The sequence below is a fragment of the Massiliimalia massiliensis genome (assembly GCF_900155615.1).
GTDB lineage: Bacteria > Bacillota > Clostridia > Oscillospirales > Ruminococcaceae > Massiliimalia > Massiliimalia massiliensis.
The window spans coordinates 104152-115858 of sequence record NZ_FUHT01000002.1; the positions used below are offsets into that span (position 1 = coordinate 104152).

The 11707-nt window shown below is 45.9% G+C and carries 11 protein-coding genes; 6 read left to right on the forward strand and 5 right to left on the reverse strand.

Annotated features, from left to right (window positions below; all coding sequences use genetic code 11):
• Positions 1-4 precede the first annotated feature (4 nt).
• Together CZ360_RS00475 and purD are read left to right on the forward strand one after the other, a co-directional pair.
• Positions 5-1180: a phosphoribosylaminoimidazolecarboxamide formyltransferase gene (locus CZ360_RS00475; RefSeq protein ID WP_077532257.1), complete on the forward strand. Its 1176-nt coding sequence runs from the start codon at positions 5-7 to the stop codon at positions 1178-1180.
• Between the two features lie 25 nt (positions 1181-1205).
• A complete protein-coding gene (gene purD / locus CZ360_RS00480; RefSeq protein ID WP_077532258.1) occupies positions 1206-2480 on the forward strand; it encodes a phosphoribosylamine--glycine ligase in 1275 nt (424 codons plus the stop codon).
• A gap of 42 nt (positions 2481-2522) precedes the next feature.
• Here purD and CZ360_RS00485 read toward each other — a convergent pair whose 3' ends face one another.
• Both CZ360_RS00485 and CZ360_RS00490 read right to left on the reverse strand, forming a co-directional pair.
• On the reverse strand, positions 2523-3044 hold the full coding sequence (locus CZ360_RS00485; protein ID WP_077532259.1) for a hypothetical protein: 522 nt from the start codon (positions 3042-3044) through the stop codon (positions 2523-2525).
• A 103-nt stretch (positions 3045-3147) separates the two neighbouring features.
• A complete protein-coding gene (locus CZ360_RS00490; RefSeq protein ID WP_159438053.1) occupies positions 3148-3873 on the reverse strand; it encodes a M23 family metallopeptidase in 726 nt (241 codons plus the stop codon).
• A 279-nt stretch (positions 3874-4152) separates the two neighbouring features.
• On the opposite strand from CZ360_RS00490, the gene serC reads away from it, so the two are divergent.
• The gene (gene serC, locus CZ360_RS00495) at positions 4153-5238 is read left to right on the forward strand and encodes a 3-phosphoserine/phosphohydroxythreonine transaminase (protein WP_077532261.1); all 1086 of its coding nucleotides are present in this window, start codon (positions 4153-4155) and stop codon (positions 5236-5238) included.
• Positions 5239-5314: 76 nt separating this feature from the next.
• On the forward strand, positions 5315-6478 hold the full coding sequence (locus CZ360_RS00500) for a phosphoglycerate dehydrogenase (RefSeq protein WP_077532262.1): 1164 nt from the start codon (positions 5315-5317) through the stop codon (positions 6476-6478).
• An 89-nt stretch (positions 6479-6567) separates the two neighbouring features.
• Here CZ360_RS00500 and CZ360_RS00505 read toward each other — a convergent pair whose 3' ends face one another.
• Both CZ360_RS00505 and CZ360_RS00510 read right to left on the reverse strand, forming a co-directional pair.
• A complete protein-coding gene (locus CZ360_RS00505) occupies positions 6568-8307 on the reverse strand; it encodes an ABC transporter ATP-binding protein (protein ID WP_077532873.1) in 1740 nt (579 codons plus the stop codon).
• A gap of 137 nt (positions 8308-8444) precedes the next feature.
• A complete protein-coding gene (locus CZ360_RS00510; RefSeq protein ID WP_077532874.1) occupies positions 8445-8810 on the reverse strand; it encodes an SLOG family protein in 366 nt (121 codons plus the stop codon).
• 170 nt (positions 8811-8980) lie between these two features.
• Between CZ360_RS00510 and spoIVB the strand changes: the two genes are divergently transcribed.
• A complete protein-coding gene (spoIVB, locus tag CZ360_RS00515) occupies positions 8981-10186 on the forward strand; it encodes a SpoIVB peptidase (RefSeq protein ID WP_077532263.1) in 1206 nt (401 codons plus the stop codon).
• 184 nt (positions 10187-10370) lie between these two features.
• Positions 10371-11141, forward strand: coding sequence for a sporulation transcription factor Spo0A (gene spo0A / locus CZ360_RS00520; protein ID WP_077532264.1), 771 nt, complete (start codon positions 10371-10373; stop codon positions 11139-11141).
• Between the two features lie 100 nt (positions 11142-11241).
• Here spo0A and dtd read toward each other — a convergent pair whose 3' ends face one another.
• A complete protein-coding gene (gene dtd, locus CZ360_RS00525; RefSeq protein ID WP_077532265.1) occupies positions 11242-11700 on the reverse strand; it encodes a D-aminoacyl-tRNA deacylase in 459 nt (152 codons plus the stop codon).
• Positions 11701-11707: the final 7 nt, after the last annotated feature.

The following is an 11707-nucleotide window of genomic DNA, read 5'->3' on the forward strand; positions in this document are numbered from 1 at the left end:
TAATATGGCAAACGAATTGTTTTTAAAATACGGATGTAATCCGAATCAGAAGCCATCCCGGATTTTTATGAAGGACGGAGAGCTTCCAATCACTGTTTTAAACGGGAAACCGGGATATATCAACTTTCTGGACGCCTTTAACAGCTGGCAGCTTGTCAAAGAACTGAAAACGGCAACCGGCCTTCCTGCCGCCGCTTCCTTTAAGCATGTCAGCCCTGCCGGCGCTGCGGTTGCAGTTCCGATGTCCGACACGCTGAAAAAAATCTATTTTGTCGATGACCTTCAGCTCTCACCGTTGGCAACGGCCTATGCCAGAGCAAGGGGCGCCGACAGGATGTCCTCCTACGGCGATTTTATCGCGCTGAGCGATCCCTGTGACAAGGAAACCGCCACGTTAATTCAGCGGGAGGTATCCGACGGAATTATTGCACCCGGCTATACTGACGAGGCGCTGGAAATTCTCAAGTCAAAACGGAAAGGCACCTATAATATTATTCAGATTGACGAGGCTTATCAGCCTGCTCCGATAGAACATAAGGACTGCTTTGGCATTACCTTTGAGCAGGGCCGCAACGAACTGAAAATCGACGAAGAAATGCTCCAGAACCTTGTAACCGATAATAAAGACCTGACGGCAGAAGCAAAACGCGATCTGGTTCTCTCCCTGATCACCTTGAAATACACCCAGTCCAACTCCGTTTGCTATGCAAAGGACGGACAGGCAATCGGCATCGGCGCAGGCCAGCAATCCAGAATCCACTGTACCCGCTTAGCTGGAAACAAAGCCGATATCTGGTTTTTGCGCCAGCATCCGAAAGTTCTTGCCCTTCCGTTCAAGGAGGATATCCGCCGTCCTGACCGCGACAACACCATCGACGTCTATATCTCGGACGATTACGAAGACGTGATCGGAGACGGCAACTGGCAGCAGATGTTTACCGAACAGCCTGCACCCCTGACCAGAGAAGAAAAGAAGGAATGGCTCGGAAGGATGTCCGGCGTGGCGCTGGGCTCTGACGCCTTCTTCCCGTTTGGGGACAATATTGAGCGCGCCCACCGCAGCGGCGTGGAATTTATCGCACAGCCGGGCGGATCTATCCGGGACGATAACGTGATTGAAACCTGTAATAAATACGGAATTTCTATGGCGTTCACCGGAATTCGGCTGTTCCATCATTAATCTTGATTCAAAGGAGAAATAGCGGATGAACATCCTCGTAATCGGAAGCGGCGGACGGGAACACGCCATCATAAAAAAAATAAAAGAAAACCCCAAGGCAACAAACATTTTTGCAGCGCCCGGAAACGGCGGAATTTCAAAGGATGCCAAGTGTATCCCGGTCAAGGCCTGTGATATTGACGGGATGTGCGCGCTCTGCAGAGAAAAGCAGATTGACTTTGCCGTTGTTGCGCCGGACGACCCGCTGGTAGCCGGAATGGTCGACGCCCTAAATGACATCGGCGTGCGTACCTTTGGCCCGAACAAGGCGGCGGCCATCATTGAAGGCAGCAAGGTTTATTCTAAGGAATTGATGAAAAAATACCATATCCCAACCGCGGGCTATGAAGTATTTGACGATCCTCAAAAAGCGGTTGCCTATATCAAAGAACAGGACACCTATCCAACAGTTGTCAAGGCTGACGGCTTGGCTTTGGGCAAGGGTGTGATCATAGCGGAAAGCTTTGAGCAGGCAAAGGACGCCGTCCATTCGATTATGGAGGACAAAATTTTCGGGGAAAGCGGCAGCAAGGTTGTAATCGAGGAATTCCTGACCGGGCCGGAGGTTTCCGTTCTCACCTTCTGCGACTCCAAAACAATTGTTCCGATGGTTTCCTCCATGGACCACAAACGCGCCCTGGACGGCGACAAGGGACTAAACACCGGCGGAATGGGAACAATCGCGCCGAATCCCTGCTATACGGATGAGATTGCCAAAACCTGTATGGAAACCATCTTCATCCCCACAATGGAAGCTCTGAATCAGGAAGGCCGCCCGTTCCAGGGCTGCATCTTCTTCGGTTTAATGATTACTCCTAAGGGACCGAAGGTCATCGAGTATAACTGCCGGTTCGGTGACCCGGAAACGCAGGTAGTTCTGCCGCTTCTGGAAAGCGATCTGCTGGATATTTTCGAAGCAGTTTCAGACAAACGGCTAAGCGACGTTCCTGTCAAGTTTGCCAGGGACAAAGCGGCAGCCTGTGTAGTTGCCGCCTCCGGCGGTTACCCGCAGAAATACCAGACCGGCCTTCCGATCTCTGGACTAGATGAAAACGGCGGAAGCGGCCTGGCTGTCATCTATCATGCCGGAACCAAATTTGAGGACGGGAAATTCCTGACTGCAGGCGGCCGTGTGCTGGGCGTCACCCAGACCGGAAGCACCTTGGAAGAGGCTCTTAGTGGCGCCTATTCCGCTTTGGAAACCATTCATTTTGATCAGATTCATTTCCGGCACGATATTGGAAAAAAGGCCGGGTTATAATAAAAAATAGAAGGGGGAATAAAAATCATTCCCCCTTCTATTTCAGTCCTGCGGATAATAAGTAAGCGCCTCATCCGGACGAGCAGGATCGTACACAACCACATTATTTTCTCTCGCATACAAAATACCATCTTTAGAATAGAAGGTGCGGTTTTCCTTCGGACAGTTTATCCAGGAAAACTGCTCCCATTCTATTTCGTTAATCTCCGAAATATGTTTTCCCATATTTAATGTAAACTGTACTTTTTCTACAGGCATATAAGATTCATTGTCAGGAGCAACAAAACACAATACCGGAGCGCCTATACCGTGATAACCACCCAATCCTGTCACAGGTTTGCCATGATATTGATCAGGGATTGTGATCTCACTCGACTTACCATCCCAAAAACAAGTTCCGACAAAACATTTCCGTACTCCTTCATAGATATCAATATCTTTACTGCGAACCGCTTGACTATAAAAATAGCAGGAATCCATAAAACAAAAACTACATTTTGTAATTCCAACGATTATGATAATTAGGATTATCAGGGATGCAGCGATACAAGACAGCTTTTTCATGTACTCTCCCTCTTTCTGTTTGGAATGGAAAGCCTTTACTACATTGTATCATCTGCATATATGAATTTCAATCAAAAAAGGACGGGAAACCCCGTCCTTTTGCCTATTTCATCAAACTCATCGGATCGACCCAGCTTCCGTCTTTTTTGATCCCAAGATGGAGGTGGCTTTCTTCTGCAATTTCAATTTCTGCTGTATTGCCAACATAGCCTAGAATATCCCCAACCTTGACTTCTGCGCCCTTTTTCACCGGTACGCTCGGCTTTAAGCCGCAATAGATGCTCTCATAGCCGTTTTGATGGGAAACAGTTACTGTAACGCCCCACATAGCATCTTCTGTAATAGATTCCACAGTCCCGTCCGCTACTGCTTTCACCGGCGTGTTTGCAGCAGCCTTCAGGTCAATCCCGTCATGAGTGCGCCATTCGTTCAGGGTTTTCGATTTGACGAGCTCCCCGTTGCTGTAATCATTTGAGGTTTCTCCCTCCAGAGGCATCGCAAAGCTCAGCTTCTTTGGCTGTACCGGAGTCTTGCTTGCTTCTGAGGAGGTATTGCCGCCGGATGTTTCTGATTCCACCGCAACGTCGCTTTCATTTTTGTTTACGTCCTCGATCTGCGGGTCATCATCTTCATTCTGAACTACGTCGATTTTGGATGATGTATTATTGAGATCGATTGTTCTGTCCTCGTGAATTTCCTGTACAGTCTGATTAATCCCTATATATAATGCGATGCCAATTGCAACAAGACATAAACCCAGCGCTGTATAAAAAATTCTTCTTTTCTTTTTTGTCACTTCTGCAGTTTGGGAAAATTGCATTTTTTTCATAGATTGCATACCTCTTTTCTTATTATCGCCTGTTCCACCACAATCAGACGTCTCTGCTTATCACTATTTTTGCCCACTTGGAATTTATTTATACAGTTGATTCATCTGGGAAAAAGAGACATGTAAAAATTAAAAGAAGAAAAAATTTAAATTGTCCAAAATTTCACAAAATCGCCAAAACCCTATTGACTAATCCCTCAAAAAAAAATATAATGAGATTATACTCACTTTAAAGAGCTAATTCGACAGAGAGTGAGCAAGTTGAATGGAGGAAGAAACATGAGCAGAGTTTATAACTTTAGTGCAGGGCCTTCTATGCTCCCTGAAGCAGTGTTGAAGAAAGCTGCTGCGGAAATGCTGGATTATAACGGCAGCGGACAGTCCGTTATGGAGATGTCTCACCGATCTAAAGTCTTCGAAGAGATTATCAATGGATGCGAATCCTTGTTAAGAGAAGTTTTAAGTATTCCAGAAAATTATAAAGTATTATTTTTACAGGGCGGCGCTTCATCTCAATTTGCTATGATTCCGATGAATCTGATGAAAAAGCATCACAAGGCTGACTTTGTACTCACTGGCCAGTGGGCAAAAAAAGCTTACAGCGAAGCACAGAAATACGGCGAATGCAACGTTGTTGCTTCCAGTGCTGACAAAACCTTCAGCTACATACCAAAGCTCGACCCATCCACCTTCAGCAAGGACGCGGATTATTTCTATATCTGCATGAATAACACAATTTACGGCACCCACTATAATGAACTGCCGGATACCGGTGATATCCCGCTGGTAGCGGATATCAGCTCCTGCATCCTGTCTGAACCGATTGATGTTTCCAAATTCGGCCTGCTCTTTGCAGGCGCTCAGAAAAACATGGGTCCAGCAGGCTTGACAGTTGTGATTATCCGCGAGGATCTGATTCAGGGTGTAGATGAAAAGGTTCCGACCATGTTTGATTACTCAATCCATGTGAAAAACGGTTCCATGTACAATACCCCGCCATGTTACTCTATCTACATGTGCAAACTGGTGCTGGAATGGATTCAAAACGAAATCGGCGGCATTGAAAAGATGCACGAGCTCAACCAGAAAAAGGCAAAGCTGCTTTACGATTTCTTGGATCAGTCCAAACTCTTTAAAGGCACTGTAGAACCAGACTCCCGTTCCCTGATGAACGTACCGTTTGTCACCGGCAATGAAGAACTGGATAAGAAATTTATTAAGGAATCAATCGAAGCTGGGTTTGTTAACCTCAAAGGTCACCGGACTGTCGGCGGCATGAGAGCTTCTATCTACAATGCAATGCCGATCGAAGGTGTCGAAAAGCTGATTGCATTTATGAAAAAATTCGAAGCTGAAAACCAATAACAGCGATATCCGCCTGCCCCACCGTTTTGGTGGGGTATGTAATTTTTATTGATGAACGATAAAGGAGTTGTTTTTCATGTTTCAGATCAAATTACTGAATAAAATTTCCCCCGCCGGATTAGAAAATTTCGACCGTAATATTTATACCTATTCGGACGACATCGAAAGCCCTGATGCAATTATGGTTCGCAGCGCCTCCATGCATGAAATGGAGCTGCCGAAGAGCGTGAAAGCTATTGCAAGGGCAGGCGCTGGGGTTAATAATATTCCCTGCGAACAGTGTGCGGAAAACGGTGTGGTTGTATTCAATACACCAGGGGCAAACGCAAACGCGGTAAAGGAGCTGGTACTGCTCGGCCTTCTGATTTCCTCCAGAAAGGTTGCTCCGTCTATGGATTGGATCAAAACCCTCAAAGGTCAGGGCGACCAGGTTTCCAAGCTGGTAGAAAAGGGAAAAGGACAGTTTGTCGGCCCAGAAATTTCCGGTAAAAAGCTGGGAGTCATCGGGCTTGGCGCGATCGGCGTCCTTGTTTCAAACGCTGCAGCGGCACTGGGTATGAAGGTATACGGCTATGACCCATACCTGAATGTTGACGCCGCTTGGCAGCTATCCCACAAAATCCAGCATGCTACCAACCTGAAGGAAATTTATGAAAACTGCGATTATATCACAGTTCATGTCCCCTGCAACAACGAAACCAAAGGGATGATTAACTCTGAATCCATCGCCATGATGAAAAACGGCGTGCATATTTTAAACTTTGCCCGCGGCGAGTTAGTTGACAGCGCAGATATTTTGGCCGCACTGGACGAGAAAAAGGTCTCCTGCTATGTGACCGACTTTGTCACCGACGAACAGATCGGCCATGCCGGTGTCGTCGCATTCCCGCATCTGGGCGCTTCTACTCCGGAATCAGAGGATAACTGCGCAAGAATGGCAGCTCTGGAATTAATTGATTATCTCGAAAATGGAAATATCAAGAATTCCGTCAATATGCCGGCCGCTTCGATGCCAAAGAGCAGCAACAAACGAATCTGTGTGATTCATAAGAATAAAACCGCTATGGTTTCCAAGATTACCACTGCTGTGTCAGACTCGAACATGAATATTGAAAACATGGTGAACGCTTCCAAAAAGGAAATTGCCTATACTATGCTTGATGTGACAGGAGATGTTTCCGACAGTATTATCACAAGCCTGGAAGCAGTAGACGGCATCATCAAAGTACGTGTTATCTAGTTTAACCAAATAAAAAGGCAGGATACAGAAATTCTGTATCCTGCCTTTTTATTTTTTATTAATAGCGGTCAAATGTTAAACTGATCTTTTTAAATATCTTCCTGACCCACAAACTGATAGCGGTACAGCTCCGCATAGATACCGTCCAGGTCTAAAAGCTGCTGATGTGAGCCCTGTTCCGCGATTCCTTCATCCGTCAGCACCACAATTTCATCCGCATTTTTAATGGTAGAAAGACGATGTGCAACAATAATGGACGTACGCCCCCTGGAGAGTTCCTCCAGTGAACGCTGGATGTGCAGCTCTGTCGCATTGTCCAGCGCGGAGGTCGCCTCATCCAGAATCAGGATCGGCGGATTTTTCAGAAATGCCCGCGCAATGGAAACTCTCTGCTTCTGCCCGCCGGACAGCCGTACACCGCGTTCCCCAATATAGGTGTCGTATCCATCCTCCATTCCCAGGATGAATTCATGGATATTCGCCCTTTTTGCGGCTTCTATGATCTCTTCCTCTGTAGCCTCAAGATTCCCATAGGCGATATTGTCCCGGATTGTGCCAGTGAAAAGGAAAACATCCTGTGCAACAATCCCAATATTTTTCCGCAGGGATTCCCGGGTCAGCTTGGTGATGTCCTTGCCGTCGATTATAATTTTTCCGGCAGTCAGGTCATAAAACCTCGGAATCAGATGACAGAGCGTCGTTTTTCCGCCGCCTGACGGTCCGACCAGCGCTACCGTTGTCCCCTGCTTAATATGCAGGGAGAGGTCTTTAATAATTAGGTCGTCCTGTCCCGCTCTATCATTTTCATAGCTAAAGCTGACATGGTCAAACCGGATATCGCCCTTTAATATTCCCGCTTCCTGTGCATCTGGCTCCTCCGGTTCTTCCTCCTCAGCCATAATTTCTTCAAACCGTTCAAAACCGGTCATCCCGTTCTGGTACTGCTCCACAAAGTTGACCAGCCGCTTAATCGGGTCTAGGAACATGCTGATATAAAGGATGTACATGGTAAATTCTCCGGCATCGATAATCCCTTTAAAGAAGAACAATCCTCCTGCAATCAACACAACTGCGTATAGCAGATCAGTGAAAAGTCCCATACCGGAATAAAAATATCCCATTGCTTTATAGGCCATAGAACGCGCCTTTTCAAAGCATCGGTTATAGAAATTAAATTTTTCCTGCTCATGGCCGCCGCTGGTATAGGCCCGTGAGACCCTCACTCCCGCAATGGAGTTTTCCAGGTTGGCGTTAACCTCTGCGATTTCCTCACGGCTTTTGCGGAACGCCACATTCATCATTCCGCGCATCTTGACGCTGAAAATAACTCCCAGTGGGAGCACAGCATAGATAATCAGGGTCAGCGGAACGTTGATGGTACACAGGATAATAAACGCACCGATCAGGAGAATAATGGAAAGGAATAAATCCTCCGGCCCATGATGCGCAAGCTCGGAAATATCCATCAGGTCATTCATGATCCGGGACATAATAGTTCCGGTTTTATTTTTATCGAAAAAGGAAAACGGCAGGCGCTGCAATTTATGGAAAATATCCCGGCGCATATCCGCCTGCATCCGCACCCCCACAACGTGCCCATAATATTGAATAAAATAGCTCAGTCCCGCTTTTGCAATATAAATCAAGATCAGGATCACCGACCACCAGACCAGTTGATTCAACAACTGGTTCGGCACATAGTCGTTGATGATATTTTTTGCGATCATCGGATAAAATAGATTGCAGGCCGCGACAATAAAAGCACAAACCATATCCAGAATGAACAGCTTGATATGCGGCCGGTAATAGCGAATGAAGTCCCGTATCATAAAAATCACCTTGCCTTTGTCCGATAAAGGCTTCCTTTCCAGCGTAAAATTTCCGTTTTTACGCAAACCTTTCTTAAAATGTTTTGAATCTTGTCCAATGGTGCTGCCCACAGAATTGCCGGCAGGTCATCCTTGTTTTATTCTTTTTCGTTCTCCTCCATGGCATCTACCATGACAATTTTAACCTTCTTCTGCAGCTTTAATGCGCGGAGCAGAACATCCCGCGTCCCCTTTGAGCGGTAGTCCCAAACCGCTACCAGCATATCACAGTAGTCTGCAATTTCCTGGTTGCGCTGAAAGGGCGCAGTTCTTCCAAAGGAGTGGTAGTCTGGTAAAAATTCTTTCATCGGCACCGACAGCCGGCTTGCTATATCCCTTGCGATGGTATCTACACCGGACGCGCCGCCCGAAACAATCTCTGAACAGTTATCCGGAATTTGTTGTAAAATTCGTCCAAGGTCTATTTCCCTGATCGATCTGCTTCCGACTACTGCAACTCTCATAAAAAGCTCCTTCATGATTCGATACTCTTTTAGTATAACTGATTCTTTAAAAAATGTAAATCCTTCCATCACTGGAAGATTTCTTTCGCCTCTTTTTCCCACAAGTAAAGAAAATCTCAATGTGAATGATAAGAGTAAGAATGATTTTCAAATGAAAAGAGGATTTATCTATGCGTAAACTGATTCATAAAATAACAGCCGCTCTGACCTGCCTGTCTATCGCGCTGTTTGCAGAAATTGCCTATCTGGATGAATTCCTTCCAGACCGGTACCATACTGAGGATTCCGCCGCCTTTTCCTTAGCTCAGCAGTATCTCTCTACCTCTCATACCGGTGGAAACGCCTCTGCTGTTTCAGGTACATCCGGCGCTCAATCTGTTTCTGTTGACCTGTTCGGGCTGATTCCCATTAAAACTGTATCCGTCTCTCAGACTGAGGCGCCTAACCTCATCGCCTCCGGCGATACCTTTGGCGTCAAAATGTTTACAGCAGGTGCGATAATCGTAGGATTTGCTGATGTCGAAGGAGAAAACGGGAAAAGATGTCCCGGAAAAGAGGCTGGGCTGAAAACCGGGGACATTATTTTAAGCGTCAATCATAAAAAAATTTCCTATAATGAAGAAGTTGCCCTGATTATCAAGGAAAGCGGAGGACAACCTGTCGTCATTGAAGCCGAACGCAACGGGAAAAAGATGGATTTCACCGTAAGTCCCATAAAATCCAAGTCCGACGGCAGCTACAAGGGCGGTATTTGGGTGCGGGACAGCGCGGCTGGAATTGGCACCATCACCTTTATCAACCCGGAAACGGGCGTTTTCGGCGGCCTGGGACATGCCATCTGCGACGTTGATACCGGACAGATTATGCCCGTCGGTTCCGGAGAGGTCTGCGACGTTACCATCAACAGCATTAAAAAAGGTTCCTCCGGAAATCCCGGAGAGCTCATGGGCGTTTTTACTACCGGTGAATCCATCGGTACGATTAATACGAATAACGAAACCGGTATTTATGGTTCCCTTTTTCAGAAGGATTTTTCTGAAAAAACCTATCCAATGGCTTTTCAACAGGAGGTAAAGAAAGGAAAGGCAACCATTCTCTGTAATTTTCAGGGCAATACACCAGTTGAATATGAAATTGAAATTACGGATATTGACTACCGGGAGGAAAATAAGGTCAAAAATATGGTTATTAAAGTTACCGATCCAGATTTGATCTCTTTGTCCGGCGGCATTGTGCAGGGCATGAGCGGCACTCCTATTATACAAAACGGCAAACTGGTTGGTGCGGTGACCCATGTGTTTGTCAACGATCCAACCTCCGGTTACGGCATTTTTGCAGAAAATATGTATAACCAGAGTAAAAACGTCGCTTCCTAATAAAATAAACTTTTCGAAATTTTACAAATATCGTGCTTTTGTTCGGGAGAAATGCAAGAAAAAATCTCTTTTTTCATTGGTTTATGGAAATTTATATCGGGAAAGCTCGAAAATTTCTTCTTGTGAGAATTGGAAAATTATGGTAAAATATGGATATCAACAACAGATAGGGGGATAATTCATCATGAACCATAGAATTAAAGTATTATTAGGTGATGATTCGTTAAACTTTGGCATCAGTTGTGCCAAGATTCTGGAGGAAAGAAATTTTCATGTCAAAACGACGCCAAAAAACGGTATTGTTGTCTTGGAAGAAATCCATACCTTTGAGCCGGACATTGTCGTAATGGAATCAAACATGCAGCATATTGATTCCATTGGGATTATGAAAAGTGTAGATGCCGTAAAATTAGACCTTCCAAAATTTATCGTGATCGGTTCTTATGAAAACGTGCAGAGTCAGAAAGAAAACCTGCAAAACGGCGCTTATCAATATCTTAATCGCCCATTTAAAATCGGAGAACTGTGCGATGCCGTCTCCAATCTTGCTGTAAAACTGCGGCATGACAGCGCTGTAAAGCCTGCTGCAGCACAAAATCCAGATTTGGAGATGATTGTCACTGATGTAATTCATCAAATCGGCGTCCCGGCGCATATTAAAGGCTATCATTACCTGCGGGAAGCGATCATCCTTTCTATCCAGGACAGTGAAATGATCAATTCTGTTACCAAATTGCTTTATCCCACTATCGCAAAGCAGTTTAAGACGACCTCTTCCAGAGTGGAACGCGCAATCCGTCATGGGATTGAAGTTGCCTGGGATCGCGGAGACGTCGACACCCTGAATTCATATTTTGGGTTCACGATCCACAATGGCCGCGGAAAACCCACAAATTCAGAATTTATTGCAATGATTGCTGACCGCCTGAAGCTGCAGATGAAGAAGAACGCATAAAAATACTACCTATAGGGGAAAACAAAAACCCATTTTTCCATCTCAATAATAGAAACGGCCCCGCGGATGATCCGCGGGGCCGTTTCTATTATACGGTTTTTTATTTTCCAAGCTCCTTCGTATCAAGGATCACTGTAACCGGCCCGTCTGCGGTCATCGAAATGTCCATATGTGCCCCGAATACGCCTGTTACCAGCCTTTTCGGCCCTTCCTTTTGCAGACATTCAAGAAAATACCGATAAAGCCTCGCCGCCTTATCAGGCGCGGCGGCATTGGCATAAAAGGGCCGCCTTCCATGACTGCAGTCCGCGCCAAGGGTAAAGTTGGAAACTACCAGGATTTCTCCTTCCACATCCTGAAGGGAAAGGTTCTGTTTTCCGTTGCAATCAGAAAAAATCCGCAAGCCAATAATTTTTTTTGCCAGGAATTCAGCCTGTGGTTCTTCGTCGCCTTCCATCACGCCCAGCAGAACCATAAGCCCCTGTCCAATCGTTCCATTGGAATACTCCCCGTTAATAGTAATCTCTGCCGAGGATACCCGTTGCAGTACAGCCTTCAATGTTTCT